18 protein-coding genes and 1 riboswitch are annotated in these 23,125 nt (G+C 29.0%); of the genes, 1 reads left to right on the top strand and 17 read right to left on the bottom strand.

The features are described 5' to 3' along the window. Positions 1–128: 128 nt before the first annotated feature. The 15 genes from ACYUCG_RS03485 to cobT form a co-directional block, all read right to left on the bottom strand. Positions 129–578 (bottom strand): YbbN family protein, encoded by a 450-nt coding sequence (locus ACYUCG_RS03485; protein WP_131442151.1) that lies wholly within the window; start codon positions 576–578, stop codon positions 129–131. A gap of 92 nt (positions 579–670) precedes the next feature. Further along, entirely contained in the window at positions 671–6,568 is a 5,898-nt protein-coding gene (locus tag ACYUCG_RS03480; protein ID WP_460268149.1) for a discoidin domain-containing protein, read from the bottom strand. A 247-nt stretch (positions 6,569–6,815) separates the two neighbouring features. Continuing rightward, entirely contained in the window at positions 6,816–8,534 is a 1,719-nt protein-coding gene (gene hcp / locus ACYUCG_RS03475; RefSeq protein WP_460268147.1) for a hydroxylamine reductase, read from the bottom strand. 260 nt (positions 8,535–8,794) lie between these two features. Then, positions 8,795–10,258, bottom strand: a complete 1,464-nt coding sequence (locus tag ACYUCG_RS03470; RefSeq protein WP_460268146.1) for a cobyric acid synthase — start codon at positions 10,256–10,258, stop codon at positions 8,795–8,797. A 9-nt stretch (positions 10,259–10,267) separates the two neighbouring features. Beyond that, entirely contained in the window at positions 10,268–10,921 is a 654-nt protein-coding gene (locus ACYUCG_RS03465; protein WP_460268145.1) for a Dph6-related ATP pyrophosphatase, read from the bottom strand. A 9-nt stretch (positions 10,922–10,930) separates the two neighbouring features. Then, on the bottom strand, positions 10,931–11,686 hold the full coding sequence (locus ACYUCG_RS03460; RefSeq protein WP_139934309.1) for an ABC transporter ATP-binding protein: 756 nt from the start codon (positions 11,684–11,686) through the stop codon (positions 10,931–10,933). 4 nt (positions 11,687–11,690) lie between these two features. Further along, positions 11,691–12,722 carry a FecCD family ABC transporter permease gene (locus tag ACYUCG_RS03455; RefSeq protein ID WP_460268144.1) on the bottom strand — a complete coding sequence of 344 codons (1,032 nt, stop codon included), beginning with the start codon at positions 12,720–12,722 and terminating at the stop codon, positions 11,691–11,693. Next, entirely contained in the window at positions 12,709–13,626 is a 918-nt protein-coding gene (locus ACYUCG_RS03450; protein ID WP_460268143.1) for an ABC transporter substrate-binding protein, read from the bottom strand. The genes ACYUCG_RS03455 and ACYUCG_RS03450 overlap by 14 nt, the downstream gene beginning before the upstream one ends. A gap of 310 nt (positions 13,627–13,936) precedes the next feature. Further along, positions 13,937–14,114: riboswitch (cobalamin riboswitch) on the bottom strand. 84 nt (positions 14,115–14,198) lie between these two features. Then, a complete protein-coding gene (gene cobD / locus ACYUCG_RS03445) occupies positions 14,199–15,263 on the bottom strand; it encodes a threonine-phosphate decarboxylase CobD (protein ID WP_087325907.1) in 1,065 nt (354 codons plus the stop codon). After that, on the bottom strand, positions 15,260–16,207 hold the full coding sequence (gene cbiB, locus ACYUCG_RS03440; RefSeq protein ID WP_139933265.1) for an adenosylcobinamide-phosphate synthase CbiB: 948 nt from the start codon (positions 16,205–16,207) through the stop codon (positions 15,260–15,262). The genes cobD and cbiB overlap by 4 nt, the downstream gene beginning before the upstream one ends. A 2-nt stretch (positions 16,208–16,209) precedes the next feature. Further along, entirely contained in the window at positions 16,210–16,854 is a 645-nt protein-coding gene (locus ACYUCG_RS03435) for a histidine phosphatase family protein (RefSeq protein ID WP_460268142.1), read from the bottom strand. Positions 16,855–16,858: 4 nt separating this feature from the next. Beyond that, on the bottom strand, positions 16,859–17,239 hold the full coding sequence (locus ACYUCG_RS03430; protein ID WP_240298139.1) for a bifunctional adenosylcobinamide kinase/adenosylcobinamide-phosphate guanylyltransferase: 381 nt from the start codon (positions 17,237–17,239) through the stop codon (positions 16,859–16,861). Positions 17,240–17,252: 13 nt separating this feature from the next. After that, a complete protein-coding gene (locus ACYUCG_RS03425; protein ID WP_283681161.1) occupies positions 17,253–18,008 on the bottom strand; it encodes an adenosylcobinamide-GDP ribazoletransferase in 756 nt (251 codons plus the stop codon). Continuing rightward, on the bottom strand, positions 17,992–18,552 hold the full coding sequence (locus ACYUCG_RS03420) for a bifunctional adenosylcobinamide kinase/adenosylcobinamide-phosphate guanylyltransferase (protein WP_460268141.1): 561 nt from the start codon (positions 18,550–18,552) through the stop codon (positions 17,992–17,994). The genes ACYUCG_RS03425 and ACYUCG_RS03420 overlap by 17 nt, the downstream gene beginning before the upstream one ends. 37 nt (positions 18,553–18,589) lie before the next feature. Next, a complete protein-coding gene (cobT, locus tag ACYUCG_RS03415; protein ID WP_087325902.1) occupies positions 18,590–19,675 on the bottom strand; it encodes a nicotinate-nucleotide--dimethylbenzimidazole phosphoribosyltransferase in 1,086 nt (361 codons plus the stop codon). 64 nt (positions 19,676–19,739) lie between these two features. Here cobT and ACYUCG_RS03410 point away from each other — a divergent pair, with 64 nt between their 5' ends. Beyond that, positions 19,740–20,540 carry a phosphotransferase gene (locus ACYUCG_RS03410; protein WP_003477730.1) on the top strand — a complete coding sequence of 267 codons (801 nt, stop codon included), beginning with the start codon at positions 19,740–19,742 and terminating at the stop codon, positions 20,538–20,540. Positions 20,541–20,851: 311 nt separating this feature from the next. On the opposite strand, the gene ACYUCG_RS03405 is transcribed toward ACYUCG_RS03410, so the two are convergent. After that, complete coding sequence (locus ACYUCG_RS03405; RefSeq protein ID WP_460268140.1) at positions 20,852–22,150, bottom strand: M20 family metallo-hydrolase; 1,299 nt, start codon at positions 22,148–22,150, stop codon at positions 20,852–20,854. Between the two features lie 153 nt (positions 22,151–22,303). Beyond that, positions 22,304–23,038 (bottom strand): metalloregulator ArsR/SmtB family transcription factor, encoded by a 735-nt coding sequence (locus ACYUCG_RS03400; protein ID WP_460268139.1) that lies wholly within the window; start codon positions 23,036–23,038, stop codon positions 22,304–22,306. Between the last annotated feature and the right edge of the window lie 87 nt (positions 23,039–23,125).

The raw sequence follows: 23,125 nt of genomic DNA, 5'->3' as shown, positions 1-23,125 counted from the left end.
TAAATGTTTATTTCTAGATATAAAAGCTATTTAAGTCTAAATATATGTAAAAATTTTAAATATGACTAATAAAAAGGTTTATAAAAGATTTTATCTCTTATAAACCTAATTAATAATTTCACCATAATTTATTTAGCATCAAGCTTATTTTTTATAACCCATTGATCTAACTCTTCTTCACTTTTCACTTCAAAAATTTCATCAATTATTTTTCCATTTTTCACATAATACATTGAAGGGGTAGAATCAAATTCTGGAAAAACCTTATTTATTTTCTTTCTATTATTTTGAATTTCCGCTTTAGATGTTCCTTCATTATCTAAAACAACTTCATTAATATTTACTTTATGATTTTCTAAATAAGGACTTAATATCTTCCTTAAATTTATACAATCTTTACAAGTTGACTGAGTAAAAAGTATAATAGATTCTTCTTTTTCAGCAATTGTAATAGCATCATCTAATTTAATTTCTACTATACTACCTTTAGAAGTATCCCTAACATAATTTCCTTCTATACAACCAACTAAATTGAGTAATAGTATAAATATAAATACTATATTTGTTATTTTTCTCATAATTTAACCCTCTCCCTAAAATGTATATCATTATATTCAAGGAGTAATAAAATTATACTTATCCTCCTTGAATAATTATTAATTCCTAATATCTACCTTGCTGTTCTAATAGTTATTGATGACTTTTCTGAAATTTTTCCATTTGAATACTTAGCTGCAATCTTAAAATTATAAATTGTATGTCTGTTTAATTTATTAAACATATATGAAGTTTTATCCGCTTCTAACTGAGCTACTTTCTTTCCATCTCTATAGAGTATATATCCTTCTAATCCATTAGTTGATTCTGGAGTAGTCCATGTTACAGTTACATCTTTTTTATTAACCTGAGAAGCTTTAAAGTCTCTTACTGGACTAACTATTATTTCCTCAGAAACGCTATCTTCTACCATCACCTTGGCAGTAGCAGATTTTCCATTAGGTATTGTAGCAGTGATTAAGGCTTCTCCTTTGCCTATTCCAGTAACTACTCCATTTTCATCTACTTTAGCAATGCTCTCATCACTTGAAGTCCAAGTAATAGTATCATTACTTTCTATAGGATTTAATACAGCTTTTAGTTGCTCTGATTCATTAACATTTAATTTTAACTCTGTCTTTTCTAATGTAATAGATTCAGCACTTACTTTCTCCTCTTTTCCGTAGAATACTAATTCAGCTGCACTTGCATACTTATTATTTGTATCTCCTAAAGTTTTAAGTGCTGTAAATCTTACATATTGAGCATTAATAGTATTAAATCTTATAGGATTATATCCTCTATTAGCCAAAGCATTACCAGCTTCATTAACTTCTAGGTTCCCTGTTCTTACTTCAGTCCAGTTTTCATTATCTAAACTTGTTTCAATCTTATACTCAGTAACATGACCATTTCTACTATTTTGTCTTGGTAAATAGTCTATTTGATTGAGATCATAAGCTTTATCTAACTTAATTGTTATAGATACTGGAAGTTTATCTACAGCTTGATAAGCTGAATGCCAAATGGTATTCTCATCTCCATCTACAGCATTCTCTTTATAATCTCTATCGGCTTCACTAGTTGCGTGAATAGCTTCTAACTTGCTAGAATCTATCTTATCCTCCTCTACAGTTTCACGTTCTTCCAACTTTGAAATTTTGCTTCTTAAATTTATTATTGCATCTCCAATTTCTTTTTCACTTGAACTATTTTCTAATACATCTTCAGCATGTTTAATAGCCTCAAGTAAAGCTTCATAAGATTCAATAGTATATATCTCACTTAAAGATTCATAGGATTTAGCTTCTTCTATAGCTTTAGTTAATAGAGTTTTATCAATTCCATCTAAAACAACTATTTCTTTTTCAACTTTATGGTTTCCGTCAGCAGTAGTTGCAACTAATTTTGCTACTCCAGGATTTAATCCACGTAAATAATAAGTCGCTTTATCCTCTCTATCTACACGTAAAACTTGCAAAATATCAGGGTTTTCTGAATCTAATCTATAGTTTAAGTTATTTGCATTATCAGGTGTAACTTCTGCAAAAATAGGAGTAATTCTATTTAAATATACTGATTCTGGAGTATTTCCTACGAAACTTATTCCTGTTGTTTCCACTTCACTCTTCTCATAAAATTCAATTTCATTTATAGCTAAAGTATTCTTATCTTTATGAGAATCTAAAGCAGTAATTACAATCTTATCAAATTCTTGTCCACCTAATTCGTAAACAGTTGTAGCCGATGTAATATTAGCTTTTTCTCCTAAATCAAATTCTTCTCCATTTAAATATCCAACAGCCTTAACCTTTTTCATGGCTGCAATATTTATGGTTCCATTTGAATTCATTCTATTGTATATAGTGAAATTTTCTAAAGTTTTTGGTTCATTAAATTTAAAGGTCATTTCAAAAGGAAGAGTTCCCTTATCTTGTTGATCAGAAGTAAATATCCATTTTAAATCCATACGTGAACTATCATCACTACTTGTTGTTCCATCTATTAATTTATCTAATCCCATTCCTGATTGTAATTGACTTGAGTCACCAATTACAGTAATGTTTTCTTTTGAAACCTTACTACTAGTTGGTCTTCCTGATGGTAATTCACTTTCTAAATCAACAATTTTAGCAATAGCTGACTTAGAATTTAATTTGCTATCTACTAATAAAGCATTGCTAATCTCCATATCCCAGGTAATATTTTGTTTAGCTTTTAATGTTATTCTAGCAATTGTATCTGTTCCATTTACTTTTACATTATCTCCTATATTAGTAAAATTCACATAAACATGTTGGGTATTATCTGTATGAACCCTTGCCTTTGAAAGATTTTTCATTCCAGAAGTGGAAACAGTTCCTTCAGTCTTAATATACTCAGACTTAGTAGAATCTAAAGGAATTTCTGCACTAAATGCATTAATATCTGAAAGACCTGTTCCTACTAAATCAATAGTAAATGTTTCACCAGATTTAATTTCAGATTTACTTGGTACAAGCATCATCTCTCCTTGAAGTTCTAATCCTTCTGAAGGTTTTACTCCACCTTCCAATTTACTAGAAACATAAGATATATCGTAAGCATCAATCAAACCATTGTTATTTAAATCTGCCATTGATACATATCCCCAATCAGAGTCAGCAGTAGTTAATCCGGCATAGTTTTCTAGGAATACTAAATCTCCTTCTTCTATTGAACCACTATTATTCCAATCTCCTACAATCTGTCCATTAGTTCCATCAACCTTATAAGGTCTAAACTCTCTCATCGCCAAGAAGTTTCCTATAGATTCCTTAGTTACAATCTTAAAGTAACGAGCCTTTATTGGCTTATTAAAGTTTATAGTTTTAACTTCTCCATCAGTAGTCCATGGTGCTATATCTGAACCTTCAGCATTACTAAATACTTTTTCATAAGTTACTCCATCTAAGCTACTATATATTTCTGCTCTCTTAACAGAACCATTACCATTTTTTCTAAATAATAATTCTAATTTTTCTATTGTATATGCCTTTTGCATATCAATTATAAATGGTTTATCTATAGCACTATCTTGTGAGTGGAATTGTGATGAATCATCTCCATCAACAGCCTTACTTGGTTCATCACTGCTATATTGTCCCCATTTCCACTCTGTTTTCATATCCTTAGGCACATTTCTGTATGGATCTAAATCAGTTTTTACCTTTATCAATTCACTCCACTTAGAATGTCCATCCTTATTTACACTTCTTACACGATAACTATATTCAGTATCATAATTCAATCCTGTATCTAAATACTCAGTATTTTTAATATTTTTAAATATAGTTCCATCAATTTCAACATCATAAGTTGTAGCACTTTCAACTTCATCCCAAGTTAATTTTATAGATTCAGGAGTTATATCTTCTTCTAGTGCTCTAAAATTACCTGGAACTCCCAAACTTTCATTCACTTCATTTTTATCAATATCTTGAGTATTATTAAATCCATCAATGGTTAATTCAACTTCATTTTCTTTTACATTTGTTTTATCAACTTTTACACGAAGCTTAGGTGTTGAAGTTATTTCAACCTTTGCAAATTCTGAACCTTCAGTAGCATATTTATTAAGATTTGGAGTTTCATCATAGAAATACATATTGCTTCCCTTTTCAAACTCTTCTAAACTTTGCGCTTCTGTTAGCTGAACATCATTACCACCTAAAGTAACACCTAAATTGCTTGGTTTTTCACTTAAATTAACTATAAACTCTGTTGATCTATCTAAAACTATTCCATTATAGTCTCCTTCTAATAATCCTACATTAATAACAGCAGTTCCTTTTCCAGTCTTTGGAGCACTAGAAGTTACCATAGTTTTAGCTGATTTTCCTTCCTTATAATCAGTTGTTAAACCATCATCCTCATAAACCTCAAAACTTGTATCTCCACTTGGATATACTTCATAAATACGATGGGAATCATCTCTTTCTTCTGGATTATTATTTTCACTAGTCATTGGAATTATTGCTCCATTCTTAACAAAGATAGGCAATTTCCATAAAGGAGCTTCAAAGTTATTTAATACTCCACCACCCCTATATTGCTTTCCAGTAAAATAATCAATCCAAATTTGTTCTTCATCTGGAAGATAAACATTATTTCTTATATCATTACCTTCTGAATCAGCATCTGTATTTTGATATATAGGAGCAACTAACATATTAGGTCCCCACATATATTGATACTGTGTATCAGTTCCATAAGTATATTCTTCTGGATATTCAAGCATCATAGCTCTTATCATAGGAACTCCATTATTAGTAGCTTCATTAGCTATACTATAATTATATGGCATCATTTCTGCTTTTAATTTTAAATACATTCTATTTATTGAAGTATAAGGCTCTCCAAATACATATGGATATTTAGCATTTGCTCCCCATCCATCCATATCTATTTGTACTGGAGTAAATGCTTTCCATTGAAAATCTCTAGTTTGTACTAATTTACTTCCTCCAAATATGCCATCCATATCAGAGCCTACATTAGGTTGACCTGAAAGACCAGCACCTATATATGTTGGTATATGAAATCTTATATATTCCCATTCTCCACCATATTGATCTCCTGACCAAATACTTGCATAACGCTGAGTTCCAGCCCATCCATCTAAACTTACTATAAATGGCCTTGCCTTATCTTTTGAATTATTTATTATTCCTTCAGCGGCTTGTCTAACTGAGTTAAGTGCAAATGAATATCCTGCTCCAACCCATGCCACATCTGTTTTAACTCCATTTGTGCCAGCAACCCCAACTTCCTTATCTATATCACGCTCAAGATAGGCCTCTTGATTTCCTGTAGGTTTTAAAGAACTCTGTGTCCAAAGTCCTGTTTGAATTCCAAAGCCTCTTGCATAATCAACAAATTCTTTTAAATTAGCTATATTTCCATCTATACTTTCTTCACGTCCATATCCACAACCATAACCATCATTAGGTAAAAACCATCCAAGTGGTGTATCATTAGAGACATGGTCATCAACTACTTTTTTAGCATCAACCATTAAACTCTCTTGTCTATCAAAACCAGGCTTTTGTGTTTGAGATTCTTGTCCTGTTTCATCATTTATCCAGTCACGAGAATAGCAGTTTGCATGTCCTAAATAAAATCCATACTCAGGTAACAAAACTGGTTCTCCTGTTAGTTCTGTGAACTTATCTATTATATTTGTTGGTTTTTCATCAATAAAATAATAAGCATCAAAACGATTCTCTTCATGTTTTGTTGTAACTTTACCTGATTCGGAAGCTTCAAAATCATACTCACCAGGTTTAAACGTATGTCTCATAACTCCATATCCATTAGTTGAAAAATAAAATGGATTTGGGCTTGCAACACCACCATCTACCCAATTATTTTCATTCTTAATATTTATCTTTTTGCCCTTATGAGAGAACCTTCCATTCTGCATTCCTCCACCATAGAAATACTCATCTTCATTTGACTCAAGAGTCTGAATAGTGCTATCTTCTCTATGCTTTAAAGGTTCTGCTTCCTTCCATACAGTTTTATTATTCAATTTATTAAAAAGCTCCATTTTTCCAGTTGATTTTTCTATTCTTAACTCAACAGCACTTGTAGATATTTTTATTATTTCTCCATCCTCCACTATTGGAGTAGGATTTTCATATTCTTCCTCAGTCTTGTTAATTATTTTAGTAATATGGTCCTTACTATTTGGAGTTGGCTCCTCTTGAAATTCTCCTGTAGGATCCATATAAATTCTTAAAACATCTTCTTTCAAGAATGATATTCTAATCTTTTCTCCTGTACTTAAATTCAATAATACATCGTTTTCATTTTGAGTAAAATTTTCTACTCCTCCAATTTCAGAATAATCACTTGCTTTTGTTTCTTTTACAACTTCTTTTTGGATGTTATAGTTTATACCTTCATTTGGAAAGGCATAAATTAATGTTGATGGTAAAATAAGATTAGATGTAAAAACAGTACCTAAAGTTAAGACACTTAATTTTTTAATAATCATCTTTCTTTTCATGGTTTCCCCCTAAATTTATATATTATTTAATTTCTAAAAGAAATAAATACCTATTAAAAATAATAAAAATTATTGATTTACTTAATAAATATACTGTGGATAATAAACCTCTTATTAATAAATAATTACATAATCATCTTATATTTCAATATTATAAGTATATTTGGATAATACTTTATTTACTACAAAATATAAAAAAAATGCAAGGATAATTATCCTTGCATTTTTTGTTTTAATTACATAAATATTAGTTATTTAAAAACATTTTTATATCATCTTCAACATTAGTTATTCCACCTATACCAAAATTCTCAACTAAAACTTTAGCAACATTTGGTGATAAGAATGCTGGTAATGTTGGTCCTAAGTGTATATTTTTAACCCCTAAATATAATAGTGATAATAATACTATTACCGCTTTTTGCTCATACCAAGCTATATTAAATGATATTGGCAAATCATTTATATCTTCTAATTCAAATACTTCTTTAAGTTTTAATGCTATTAATGCAAGTGAATATGAATCATTACATTGTCCTGCATCTAATACTCTTGGAATTCCATTTATATCTCCTAGAGGTAACTTATTATATTTATATTTTGCACATCCAGCTGTTAATATTACTGTATCTTTTGGTAATGCTTTTGCAAAATCAGTATAGTAATTTCTTGATTTAGCTCTTCCATCACAACCAGCCATAACAAAAAATCTTCTTATTGCACCAGACTTAACAGCTTCTACTACTTTATCTGCTAAAGCAAGAACCTGATTATGAGCAAATCCACCTATAATTTCTCCTGTTTCTATTTGTTTAGGAGCCTTACACTTTTTAGCATGTTCAATTATAACTGAGAAATCTTTATCTGACTCTGAGTTTCCTTTTATATGAGTACATCCAGCAAAACCTGCAGCTCCAGTTGTATATAGTCTATCTTTGTAGCTATCTTTTGGAGGTACTATACAGTTTGTAGTCATTAATATTGGACCATTAAAGCTTTCAAATTCTTCTTTTTGTTTCCACCAAGCATTTCCGTAATTTCCTGCAAAATGAGAATATTTCTTAAATGCCGGGTAATAATGTGCTGGTAACATTTCTGAATGTGTATATACATCTATTCCTGTTCCCTCTGTCTGTTTTAATAACATTTCTAAATCTTTTAAATCATGTCCTGATACTAATATACCTGGATTTTTTCTAACTCCTATATTAACCTTAGTAACTTCAGGATGTCCATAAGTTCCTGTATTTGCACTATCTAATAATGCCATTCCATCTACTCCAACCTTACCAGTTTCTAAAGTTAAAGCTATTAATTCATCTATTGTTAAACTATCATCTAAGGTCTTAGCTAATGTGCTTTGCATGAATGCATTTATTTCTTCTTTATCATATCCTAAAGCATTAGCATGCTTCATATATGCTGACATACCCTTTAAACCATATATTATAAGTTCTCTTAAACTTCTTATATCTTCATCCTTAGTAGCTAAAACTCCTACTTTAGTTGATTTTTCATCTAATATTGAATCTATTGAAATCTCTTCTTTCTTTGAAAAAGCATTTTTTATTTTTTGTAATAAGCTTACTTTTTCGTCTATTTCATTTTTATTAGAAGCATTCCAAAGTGCAGCCTCAGATAAATTCTTTTTATTCTTTAAAGTGTTTAATAAACTTTCCTTTACTCTTAAAGTTTCCTTTACCCTTTCATAGAATGTTTCATCATCAAAGTTTGCATTAGTTATTGTAGTAAATAAGTTTATAGTTACTAAATGATTGACTTTTGAGTCTATTTTCTTTCCTTCTTCTCTTAATCTAGTAGTTACTTCAGATAATCCTTTAGTTGTATATATTAATAAGTCTTGCATTCTTGCTAAATCAGGTGACTTTCCACATACTCCAAACTTAGTACATCCTGTACATCCAGCAGTCTCTTGACACTGGAAACAAAACATTTTATTTTCCATTAGTACTCCTCCACTTTATTCAAAACTTTTTCCTTTGTTATTTAAAGCTTTTATTTTCGCCTTAGCAAATACTATTCTATATCATATGCTTTAATAATCACGTAACCTAAGTTACCAATGATAAATTTTTTTTGAAATTAAGGTATTTAATTTTAAAAAATTTCTTTACATTTAAATTCAAAATACAAAAGCTAAAATCAGCAATGGCTTAAAACAAAAAACAGTGTATTAAATAATAAAACTTAATACACTGTTTAAAATTAAAATCTAATTAGATCCTCAACATATTTCATATCTATATTTTCTTCTAAAAGTTCACAAAGCTTATCATATTGACTTATTTTATAATCTTTATAATTAACTTCATTACTTTCTTCTATGTTTAATTCTTTCTTTAACTTATTTATAAGCTTTTCTCCAAAGTCTCCCTCATCAAAGATTCCATGAATATAAGTACCAAAAACATTTTGTTCTTTGTTCTTCATTCCAAGAACATTACCATTTTGCTCTTTTAACCATATATTCTCTTTAGCTGTAGGAACACTTTCTCCATTGTGGATTTCATATCCACTAACTTCATTTCCTTCTAAATCAAAGGCTACAACCTGCTTTGTAGTTTTTTCTTTATTAAATGATGTTACTATATTTAAAAGTCCTAAGCCTTCTTCTTCTCTTATATCACCTTCAACACCAAGGGAATCAATTATTTTTTCTCCTAATATTTGATATCCTCCACATATACCAAATATTAATTTTCCTTTAGAACTTTCATTAATTAGTGCCTCTTTAAAACCACTTTCCTTTAAATAAATTAAATCATCTATGGTATTTTTACTTCCTGGAATTATTATCATATTTGCATTTTCTAAATCCTTAGGATTTTCAGCATACCTTATACCTACATCTTTTATTCTTCCTAAAGAATTAAAATCAGTAAAATTTGACATATGAGGTAATCTAACTATTGCTATATCTATCCCTTTACCATTACCTTTTCTTAATTTAATAGAGGCACTATCTTCCTCTTCTATATCTAAATCAAAGTAAGGCATAACTCCTAAAACAGGAATTTTTATTATCTCTTCTATTTGTCTCATTGCCGGTTCAAAAAACTCTCTTTTTCCCCTAAATTTATTTATTATAACTCCTTTAACCTTTTTTCTCTCTTCTTCAGTTAAAAGCATTATAGTACCAACAATAGAAGCAAAGACTCCTCCTCTGTTTATATCAGCAACTAAAATAACATCAGCATCTGCCATTTTAGCAGTATGCATATTTGCTATATCAGTTTCTCTTAAGTTTATCTCAGCACAGCTCCCTGATCCTTCTAAAACTATTAAATCATAATCATTTGAAATGTCATTATAAGCTTCCTTTGCTTTTTCCTTAAGATATTTGTTTAATTCCTTATATTTATAAGCATCCATAGTGCAATGAACCTTACCTCTAACTATTACCTGAGTTTTAAATCCTGCACTAGGTTTCATCAATATAGGATTCATATATTCCTTAGGATCAATTTCACAGGCTTCAGCTTGTACCACTTGAGCTCGTCCTATTTCATCCCCCTCCTTTGTTACAAAGGAATTTAATGATATATTCAAAGCTTTATAAGGAGCAACCCTATATCCTTTTTTCTTAAAATATCTACAAAAGGCTGCTGCAACAGTACTTTTTCCTACGGAAGATGCTGTACCAAGAAGCATTATACTTTTATACTTCATAAAACACACCTACTTAATATCTAAGAATCCATGAGTTTCTGTTAATATATTATCTCCAATTTCAAAGTTTATTCTTTCTTTAAATAAAGGTCCATCAAAAACAAATGTATGATATTCTCCATTTTCTCCACAAGCATCTGAACCAGCTGCTTTTAATCTTTCAACTACATCTTTAGTTAAAACTTCACCTAAGAATTCTTCCCCTAAAATGCTTAATTTTACATTTTTAATTACAGTTTTGAAGCCACTATCTATAAACTCATAAGTTAGAGCTTCTCTATCTTCTTCCCAAAGTGGAAAAATAGCTTCAAGTCCTGCTTTTTCACATTTATCTTCACACCAAGTTCTATGAGCCATTAAATCAATATCTCCAAATACACAAGCTTCTGCACCCATTTCTTCTTTAATTTTCTTTAAAGCTTCAACAAATGTTTCACCATAGTTTTCTTTTCCGTTACTTGCAACTAAAACTAGAGGTATATCTAGAGATTTTGATACGTCTTTTAATAATTTATCTGGTATGCCATGGAACCAACTTCTTAAAACTTTTTTATCAACAGTAACTAATAAAGCTACTGGAGTATGTCCCGCCTTTATCATTCTATATAATGATAATGTACTATCCTTTCCACAACTATATGATACAACAAACTTTTTTTTCATATTGTCCACCTACTTCCATTTTTCTAATGCTTCTAGCATGAATTTTCTTATGTCTATTTTATATACATCTGTAATTTTAGAACTATTTAATAATTCTCTTGCTTTTCCACTACTATAAATTTTACCTTCTTTTATTAAAATTGCATCTTCACTAAACATCTGAACTAAATTTAAATCATGTAAAACTCCTATAACCGTTTTGTTATTTTCCTTTGTCCATTTATTTATATAATCCAAAATTTCAATTTGGCATTTTAAGTCTAAATGATTTGTTGGTTCATCTAAAAGTAATATCTCAGGATCTTGAGCAAAGGCTCTTGCCAAATAAACTCTCTGAAGCTGCCCTCCTGATAGCTCATTTATTAACCTATCCTTTTCACTTAATAATCCTACACTTTCAATACATTTTAAGACTATATCCCTATCTTTCTTACTAAGATTTGAAAAAATACCATCCATATGAGCATACCTTCCTAATGCAACTGTTTCAAAAACAGTATAAGAAAAGTATATTTGAGAATTTTGACTCATTAATGCAACTTTTTTAGCTAAATCTTTTCTCTTTATATTTTTAATTTCTACTCCATCTAGCTTTATTTCACCTTTATATTCTATTAAGTTAGCTAAAGCTTTTAAAATTGTAGACTTTCCACATCCATTTGGTCCTATTATAGAGATGTTTTCTCCTCTGTTAATATTGAAAGATAAATTATGTATAACATCATTTCCATCATACCCACAGCATAGATTTTTAACTTCTAACAAAATATCACCTACTTCTCTTTCCAAAATAAAGATAAGCAAAAAATGGTGCTCCAATTAATGCTGTAATTGCTCCAACTGGTAATTCTGATGGAGAAATTAGTGTTCTTGAAACTAAATCTGTTAATACCATTAAAGTTCCTCCAAGTATAATACACATTGGAATTACTATCTTATGATTAGAGCCAAATATTTTTCTAACTATGTGAGGAGTTATAAGATCAATAAATCCTATAACACCACTTAAGGCTACGGCACTTCCAGTTAAAATAGCTACTGAAACAAGTAGTGTCTTTTTAACCTTTTTAGTTTCAACTCCTATTGCTTTTGCACCTTCTTCTCCAAAACTTAAGATATCCATTTCTCTTGTATATCTTATAACCATAAAAATTCCAATTATGAAAAATGGAATTCCAGCAAAAACATATGACCAACTTTTCATAGCAAATGATCCCATTTGCCACATAGTAATTGCCTTTATATCTTCACTACATAAGGCTGTTATAGTAGTTAACATTGCACTAGTAAAAAGTGATAATACCATACCTGCTAAAATTACAGTATTGTTTGAAAGTCCTCTATCAACCTTATTGGAAAAGATAATAACGGCAAAAACCGTTAAAACACCACATAAAAATCCTATAATAGGCATAGCTAAATTTCCTATTACAGGTATTGAAATTCCAAGAACTATGTACATTCCAACACCTAAGGAAGCTCCTGATGAAACGCCTAAAGTATATGGTGATGCTAATGGATTTTTTAATATGGATTGAATTATAGCCCCACTAACTGCAAGGGAAGCTCCAACTCCAAAAGCTAATAGTACTCTAGGTAATCTAATTACCCAAATAATTGCTACGTCCTCTGGTTTTATACTAGCTCTAAGGGAAAAACCAAAAATTTTATTCCCAACTATAGAAATAGTATCCCATATACTAATATTGGAACTTCCAATGGAAGTTCCAATACAAAGTACTAATAATACTAATGGAATTGATAGTAATATTAGTAGTTTTTTCTTTTTAGATTCCTGCATATTGTTCTGGATAAATATCCTTTGCCATTTGTTTTAATGCATTTATCACATATTGGCTTCCACGTGATGATGCATTATTGTCTACTAAGAATATTTGATTATCCTTAACAGCAGTTATTGTATTCCATCCTGGACGTTTAGCAATTAAATCTGTAGCATTTTCAATATAGCTTTCATTTGTTAAAATCACATCTGGATTTGCCTTTATGACAGCTTCTTCACTTGGAGAAATCCAACCTTTTTCATTAGCAAATATATTTTCTGCGCCAACTATATTTAGTAAGCTATTTAAGAAAGTATCATTTCCAAAACTATAAAGCTTTGACCCTGACCCGATTTCAAAGTAAACAGTCTTCTTATCTTTTATAGTTTCACCTATAGCTTTAATCTTATTTACTTCGCTTTTCATTGAATCAACCATTTTGTTTCCTTCGGCTTCTGTTCCAGTTAACTTAGCTAAGAAATTGATATCTTCATATATTCCATCCATACTTTCACTAGTTGGAATATAAACTACAGGTATTCTAGCATCTTTTAAAACCTTAAATGGATCTTCTTTTCCTTCTCTATTATGACCTGAAGCTATTATTATATCTGGCTTAAGAGCTAATATGGCCTCTGCATCTGGATTTCTAAAGTCTATTTTAGGAATATCAGGATTTAATCCTTTTACATCTGCTGAATATTTATCAACACCGACTATTTTATCACCTATACCTAAACCTATTAATATTTCTGTATTAGATGGAGCTGTTGATACTATTCTTTCAATCTTTTTAGGTACTGTAAATTCAGTTCCTTCCATATCTTTCATTGTTACTGTTTTACTTCCACATCCAGTAAACATAAGTAATGCCATCATAGTTATCATTACTAAAGAAATTAATTTTTTTAAGTTTCTCATATTCTTCCTCCACTTTCACCTTTATAAATTCTTAAGTTATATGAAGGATTCCTATTTGATTTTATTTAATGATTTTAATATGTATTTTTTAATATTGCTAAGCATCCCTTACAATCTATAAAAGTAAATCTGAACTTTCTTAAATTAAGCTTAAATCATTATCAATCAAATTTATCTTTCATAAAACTTAACAATTAAAATCTTTGAGGCTTAGATTAATACGTAGAAAATAAAAAAACATACCATTTTAAGAAGGTATGTTAAGAATATTTAAAGCTTACGCATCCTATTATCCTACCCTCAGAAGATAATAGTACTTAAATAAAAGGCAGGTATCCCGACTTTGCTTCCTCCTCCATCTCGTCTTCCCACACAAAAAATGCAGTGACATATTGAGATTTTGTCTGCTTCACGGTTACTGAGGTAGTTGAAGACTTTAACTTCATTCCCTATTAAGTGAAAATCACACCAATTATTAGTTAATCAACTTGATTATATTATTATATTTTGCTATTGTCAAACATCTTAGTTTACCATAAAAGCTATTAATAATAAAAGTAATAATAAAAAACTTACTTTAAAACCTTTGAAAGCTCTTCTAAAAGCTTTTTGTTTTCTTCCCTTGTTCTAACTGCCACTCTATAGAAATTATGGTCTAAGCCAATATAATTACTACAGCTTCTTATTATTATACCTCTTCTAATTAATTCTTCTCTTAAATCTATATTTTTATTCAATTTAAAAAATATAAAATTTACTGCACCTTTAAAAATAGTAATATCTTCAAACTTTTCTAGCCCATTATATAAAAATTCATTTTCTTTTTTTATGTAAGCTATGCTGTTTTTAATATACTCAACATCTTTTAATGCTTCTCTTCCTGCATAGTCTGCCACTGTATTTACACTCCAAGGAGTTCCTACTGAATTTATTTTTTCTATAACATTAGTATTAGAACTTAATCCATATCCTAATCTTATTCCAGGAAAGGCAAATAATTTAGTTAAAGATTTTACTATAATTAAATTTTGGAAATTATTAAGTTCTTTAATAAGAGAATATCTATCATTATCTTCAACAAAGTCTAAGAAGGATTCATCAAAAACAACTATGACATTCATTTTTTTTGCTTTTTCTAATACTTTTAATGAAAAATCTTTTTCTATTAAAGCACCTGTAGGATTATTAGGATTACATAAAAATATAATATCTAATTCTTCTTTGATTTCTTCTAAAAATCCAGTATCAACTGAATAATTATCTTTTAATATATAATGGTTAACTTCACACTCTACAGAATTTAAAGCATCCTCATATTCTGAAAATGTTGGTGCCACTATAAGAGCCTTTTTAGGCTTTATTCCTCTTACTACATTAAAAATAACCTCTGCTGCACCATTTCCTAGTACTATATTTTCTAAAGCTACTTTTTCAAAGTCTGAAATTTCTTTTTTAAGTTCATAGTAAGTTATATCTGGATATCTCTCTATAGAATTTATCCCTTTAATCATGGCCTCTTTTACTTTTTCAGAGATTCCTAAAGGATTTATGTTAGCTGAAAAATCAATAATTTCATTTTCTTCTAATCCATAAACTCTCTTAATTTCTTCTACATTACCACCATGTCCTAAATTCATACAATCACCTCTAAAATATATCTAATAACAAGTGCTACTACCATTCCTAAAAAAGAAACCATTCCTAATATATTATTAGTCTTATAAACATCCGAAATTTCTATTTTCTTTTTAGCATCTCCTATGGTTGGTTTTTCTACAAGCTTTCCAAAATAGTAATTTGCTCCTCCAAGTCTTATTCCTAAAGCTCCTGCAACAGCTGCTTCTGGATGAGCACTATTAGGACTTGAATGATTATATCTATCTCTTTTGTATATTTTAAAACTATTTTTGCAATTAAGTCTTAAAATAAAAGAAGAAATTACTATAAGATAGGCTGTTAATCTAGCTGGAATATAATTAAACACATCATCAAGCTTAGCTGAGAAGAATCCAAAATCCTTATATTTGTCATTTTTATACCCAAACATTGAATCACATGTGTTTACTGCTTTATATAAGAAAGCTAAAGGTGCTCCCCCAATTCCTGCAAAAAATAAAGGTGCTATAATGCCATCTGACATATTTTCTGCTACAGTTTCCACTACAGCTCTAACTATAGCTTCTTCATCTAGATTTTCAGTATCTCTTCCTACAATATAAGATAATTGTTTTCTAGCCTTAACAATATCTCCTTCTTTTAAAATCTTAATTACTTTAAGTCCTTCAACTTTAAGCCCCTTAGCTGAAATACAAAAATAAATAAGTATTCCAGATACTATGATTCCTAAAATAGGATTAATCTTATTAGCAATATGTACAATTCCTAAAGTTACTCCAAAGGTTATGAAAACTATAAAAAGCCAAGCAAAGAAGCCTGCAATCTTAAGATTTTTCTTGAAAACCTTTCTCCAAAGCTTTTCCATATTAGATGCTAGTTTTCCTATATATCTAATAGGGTGATATGGATTATTAGGATCTCCTATTATTAGGTCTAAAACATATCCTATTATAATTTTTATCATTTCTAAAACCTTTCTATTATTTCTAGTCTTAAATTATCTATTATGTCTTTTTCAAACTCTAGACTTGAAAAATCTCCTTTTAAGTTATTGATATCCTGTTCAACTCTTAACTTATATCCTCCTCCACACTTAGGTTGATAAGTATAGAAATCTAATTTATCCTTTTCAAAGAGTTCTAAAATACAAGCTATACTTCCTCCATGACATACTATTAAGGCTTCCTCTTCTCCCTCTTCCTTAAGGATTAGAAGTAATTTTAAAAATGCTTTTTTTATTCTCTTTTCAAAATCCCTTCTTGATTCACCATTAGGACAGGAAACTTCCTTGCTTTCATCTAAAATCCAGTCTAAATATTCCTTGTCTTCCTTTAGCATTTCATAAGACTTTAGTTCAAAATCACCAAAATTATACTCACTAAATTCCTTTATGACTTCATACTTCTTATTTGGATATAAAATATTAAATGTTTCATTAGCTCTTTTTGCTCCACTTGTAAAATTCCTTTTACATATTGGCAAACTCACACTCTTTCTTTTTTCCTCTAATTCTTTTTTTCCTTCCTCACTTAAAGGCACATCACTTATTCCACAATAAAGTTTATTTTCATTGCAATAAGTCTTCCCATGTCTAACTAAATAAATTATCATCTTATTATTCATCCTTTAATTTTGTTGGTATTCCAAAAAATATTCTATAAACTTCTTCACTTTCCTTTGATAAAAACTGAAGAACCTTACCAGTCTCTTCTCTCCATAATCTTTCCTCTTTCTTTAAAGGAACTATTCCTGAAGATATTTCATCACAAATTAAAATTTTATCTTTTAATAATTCTTTTTTTTCCTGAAAAAAGCTTAAAGACTCTTTTCCTTGTAAGGCATTAAAATAAATTAATCTATCTATGCCACTAATAACCTTTTTAGAAAAGTCTATAGAATCTTCTTTGCAATAAAATATTTCTTCTTCATTTATGCCTAACTTTTCTTTTACATACTTTAGCTTTCCATTATATGCACCGCCAAATAAAAGTTTCAAAAGTTTCTCCTCCTTAAACAATTCCTAAAACTAAAATCCCTGTAAATTCCATAAGAACAAGAATATATCCTGCAACATCTCCATTTATTCCACCTAATTCTTTTTTTACTTTTAAAAGTAAAATAAGAGAAATAAGTCCCATTGCTAAAATAGCTATTAAATAATTTATTCCTAAGGTGAAAAATGTTATTAATGCAACTAATACATATGTTCCTAATAAAATTATTTCATCTACTTTTCCAGTTCCTTCTTTAAAGAATTTTGCCAAAGAACTTTGTCCAAGCATCTCTTGACTTACAATAAAGTATCCATTTATTGCTCTTGATGCTATTGGTATGAGTATTAATATTCTCATATCTAAGTTTTTATTTAAAACAGTAAACATTCCAGCAAATTCTACTAATAGTAATAAAACTACAGAAATAACTGAAAAAGCTCCAACTGTAGAATCCTTTAAAATTCTAAGCTTTGTTTCCTTATCTCTTCTAGAAAGAAGTGCGTCAGAAACATCCATAAAACCATCTAAATGTAAGAATCCAGTTAAAATATATGGCACCGTTAAAATAAGAGCTACCATAAGCATAATTGGTACATTTAGCTTACTTAATGCAAAAAAACTTAAATACCAAAGTGCTCCTATAATTAATCCTATTAAGGGATAAAGCTTCATTATATGTTTTGCAGCCCTATCATCCCATTCATATTTAGGCAATGGAATCACTGTAAACATGCTTAAGGTCATATTTATAGCCTTATAAAAAATTTTCATCTATTAAACCCTCCTCTCCTTTATGAAATATTAAGTTTCCAAAGGAAGCTTCTATAACCACGTCTGAGAAAGAAGCTAATTCACAATTTATTTTACCTAATTCTCTTTTAAAAGACTCAGTATAAGAGTCATATTTAATTCCATCACTAAAAACATAATCTGAAACTATTACTAAATTGGAAACCTTAGTTCCTAGACTCTTTATGTCCTTTAAAATATTACTATGTACACTTTCATTAAATTCTTTTCCCACAAACATCTCATTAGTAACTAAAGATGTTAAACTGTCTAGTAAAACAGTATCTTCCTTAGAAAATTCATGAAATATCTCATTTAAATTTCTATGTTTTTCAATGGTTTTAAAATCATATTTTTCTCTATTCTTCAAATGATTTTCTATTCTCTTTAAATCCTCTGAATCATAAGGGTTCATAGTAGCTAAGTAATAAAGCTCCTCTTTTCCTTTTTTTGAAAGATTACTACTATAAAATTCAGCATAAGAAGATTTGCTACTCTTAGCGCCTCCAATAATTAAAACTATCATAACTAATCAAATTAACTCCTATAATATTTTTAAAACTTTAAAGAACAATATAACATTCTTCATCCTTTACATCTTCTAAATAGCTGTTATCTATATTTCCTTCTTCAAAGGTTGCCATATTATTCATCATGGCTGTTGCAAAATCAATTACTGAGAAAGCTATTGGACATCCACTTCCTTCTCCTAATCTCATATTTAAATCTAACATAGGATCTAAACCTAACTCTTTTATAGCTAACTCATATCCTATTTCTTGTGATTTATGAGATGTAAAACAGAATTCTTTAACTAAAGGATTTAATCTATTAGCTAAAAGGGCTGCCACAACGGATATAAATCCATCTATTACTACAGGTATTCTATAGAAAGCTGCGCCTAAAAATACACCTGTCATTGCTCCAATATCATATCCTCCAACCTTTGAAATAATATCAATAGGATCTTCAAAATTAATATTATGTTTTTTAACCACTTCTTCTACAATTCTTTTTTTCTTTTCAAAAGAAGCATTATTTATTCCGCCACCTTTTCCTACTACTTGAGAAGTTTCACATCCAATAAGGGCTTTTAATACCGCTGCTGAAGTAGTGGTATTTCCTATTCCCATTTCACCTACTCCAAGTATTTTATATCCCTTTTCTTTAGCTATTTTCACAGCTTCTATTCCAATTTCTAAGGATTTTTTAGCTTCTTCATAAGTCATAGCTGGTTCCTTATAAATATTTTTAGTTCCCTTTGATATCTTTCTATTTATAACTCCTTCTATAACTTCATCTGAATTAATTCCTACATCAAAAACCATTAAATCTGTTCCATTAGCTTTTGCCAATGTAGCTACTCCAGTAGTACCTTTTATAAAGTTTTTTGTTTGAAGTAAAGTTACACATTGAGGTGCTGAGGCTACTCCTTCTTCTTCAACTCCATTGTCAGAAGACATTATAATAACACACTTTTTATCAATATTATTAAACATATTTCCAGTTATTCCAGATAACCTTATGGATATATCTTCTAGTTTTCCTAAACTTCCTAAAGGTTTAGCTAAAGAATCTACTCTATTTTTAGCTTTTACGATCATGTCATTATCTAAACCTTGTATTCCTTTTAACACCTCATTTAACATTATCCTTTTCCATCCCTTCTTATTTTTTGATATAATATTTTCATTAGAATATAAGGAGATTAAGATGACTAACAAAATGAAAAATCATAAGATAACCAAACTAGGTGGTCTTAATAACTCAAATTATTTATTAGAGTGTGAAAATAATAAATATGTTTTAAGAATACCTAGTAAAGATAATAAAAATAATTTTTCAGAGGAAAATTTTGTTTTAATATTTGCTAATTTGAACAAGCTATCCCCCCCTATTATATATCATAATAAGGATAATGGAATACTAATAAGCAAATTTTTAGAAGATTCAAAGGTAAATATGAGTACATTTACATCTTTAGAATTCCTTGAAAAACTCTCAATTAATTTAAAAAAACTACATATTCTTAAGTGTGAACATATTTTTAATCCTTTTGAACATATAAGAAAAAATTTTCATATTTTAAAATCTAAAAACTTTAATTTTCATGAAGACATTGATTTAGTCTTAAATAAATTAAATATTCTTGAAGAAAAATTAAGCAAAAATATGACTCTTGGCCTTTGTCATAATGATTTAAACTCTTCAAATGTACTATATCATAATAAAAATGTTCTTTTTATTGATTTTGAATTTTCTGCCATGTGTGATATATTTTTTGATTTAGCTACTGTATCATGGATGCTGGATGAAAAAAAGAGATATTTTTTAATAAAAAGTTATTTTGGCTACTACTCTTATGAATTAATGGAAAAATTAGAAAATTACCTTTTTGTAGTTAAGCTTTGGAATGCTTCTTGGAGCTTCTTAAAGTCTTTAAATACCAATTCTACATATGATTATAAATTAGGTGGAAATATGATCATAGATGATTTATTATCCACTCTATAAAAGGGCTGTATCAAAATATAACAATAAAACTTACAAACAGTATGAAGAGAATATCTAGATAAGCTTTAGAATTTAAATTATTACGTAGAAAATATCACGTTAAAAAGCTGAGACTGTTAATTTCTTAGGAATACAATCTCACAAAGTTCAATTGCATAAGTTCAAAATTCAAAATTAAAAATTTGGACTTTCACTTAAAATCTAGTAATTCTCGGAATATGTTTGTAAGTTTTATAAAAAGTTATTTTGATACACTCCCATATATATACATAGAATAATTATTAAATATAATTCATCTTTTAAAAATTTTATTATTTTTTATTGCAAAGATTCATTACTACTCTTAAATATAAATTTATTGCTGGGAATAAATCTTCTTCATTAAAATCAAACCTAATAGAATGATGTTCATCCTTCAAGTCACTTCCAAACATTATATAAGATGCCTTTCCTCCAATTTTCTGTACTCTTTTCATCATATAACATATATCTTCACTAGCACCAAAGTCTTCCTCATCTATTATATTGTTATATCCCTTTATATTTTTTGCTTCCCATTTAATAATATCAATTAACTCTCTATCACTACTACCACTTATAGATCTTCCTAAACAAGATATTTTCACATGATTATCATGCATATCTGCAGAAGCTTTTAGAATTCTAGTTGCATAACTTTCCATATATTCATTTAATTCTGTAGTTTCTCCTCTAGTCTCTACTTCCATAAAAGCTTTTCCAGGAATTACATTTCTACCACTCCCTGCAATTAACTTTCCTACATTTATTCTTGTTATGCCTTCACCATTTCTTGGTATAGCATCTAAGTTTAATACTGCTGTAGATGCAGAAAGCAAAGCATTATGCCCTTTTTCAGGTGCAACTGCGGCATGGGAAGACTTCCCTGTAAATTCAGCATTAATTTTAGATGTTGCTAAAAATCCCTTTGTTCCACAGATTATTTCTCCTGATTTCCTTGCCTTTATTCCTATGTGTCCACTTAATAAATAATCTACATCATCTAAGATTCCTGATTGAGCCATTGGATTTCCACCACATACACTTTCTTCTCCAGGTTGAAAAATAAGCTTTATTGTTCCATTAAAATATTCCTTAAATCTAATAATTCCTTCTGCAACTCCAAGGCCAATAGCTATATGGCCATCATGTCCACAGGCATGCATAACTCCCCTATTTACAGAAGAAAATCCATTTTTAAAAGGAAAATGCTCATTATTTTCGCATTCAAGAACTTTTACTCCATCTATATCAAATCTTAAAGCAATAGTTGGGCCTTCTCCATTTTGTAAAATCCCAACTACTCCAGTGTATCCCCCAATCATATAATCACTTAATTCTTTATAGGCACCTTGTTTTAAGGATTTTTCATAACTTTTCTTTAAGTCAAGTTCATTTGGTACATCTAACCTATGCTCTTCACTTATTATTTCTTTTCCTATTTTTATTTCATAACCCATTTCTCTTAAATGTTTTCCAATTAAAGAAGATGTTCTAAATTCTTTCCATGCACTTTCAGGATATTTATGAAAATCCCTTCTATAATTAATTATTTTTTCTTTAATCTCACTTAAAAACTTCTCAATATCCAATTTTAATCCTCCACATTAAATAATTTTTAAAAATACATATATCTAATAATACTTAACTTTTTTATATAATAAACCTTTTAAAAAATTATTAATGTTTAAATTAATTTTTTACATAAAAAAAGCAAGTCCTAAAAAGAACTCGCTTTTTACTTATTAATGACTACATCCATGATGATTGCATGTATGTGTGCTTGAAAACTCTTTTAATTCACCTTTTTTTAATGCTTCTAAATTAGCTTCTATATCTCCATCAGTAGCTTTGTAAACTTTAATTCCCATAGAATTTAATTTACTTATAGCACCAGCGCCAATACCACCAACAACTACAGCATCTACAACTTCACCTGATAAAGCTTTTATTGGTTGACATTTTCCATGTTCATGACCTAAGTCACCATTTCCTACAGTAGTTACTTCATCTTTTTCTAAATCACATATTACGAAAGTTGGAGCAGTACCAAAATGACCATATGGTACACTTTTAACTCCTTCATTATTTTTAACTGGGAAACAAATTCTCATTATATTTTCCTCCTTCAAATTTTTATTATTTATGCATTTAGCATGTTTACATATTTTATTGCATTTTTCATAAGTATTTTCTTTTGTTTTTATATTATTATCATCATTTACGATATAATCAATTAAGATATTAATGCTTTCTAACTGTTCTATATTTAAATCATAAACAATGTGATAACCTATTTTATATCCAATTACAAGATTAGCATCTTTTAATACTTTTATTTGTTGAGATACAGCAGATTCTGAAATGCTAAGTTCTCTAGCTATCCCCTTTGCACACATAGATTTTTTATTTATAAGATGCAATATATTTATTCTAGTTTCATCTCCTAAAGCTTTAAATATCTTTATTCTTTCTTCCATAAATCACCTCTTATTTTTAATTAAGCATTTCCTTAATTAAATTCTACTCCTATTTTTGTAAAAATTCAATATTTAATTAAGTATTTT

This window comes from Clostridium sp. CTA-17 (assembly GCF_054767895.1).
The sequence above is the reverse complement of the archived record's forward strand: the minus strand, read 5'-3'. Positions and strand labels throughout refer to the sequence as shown.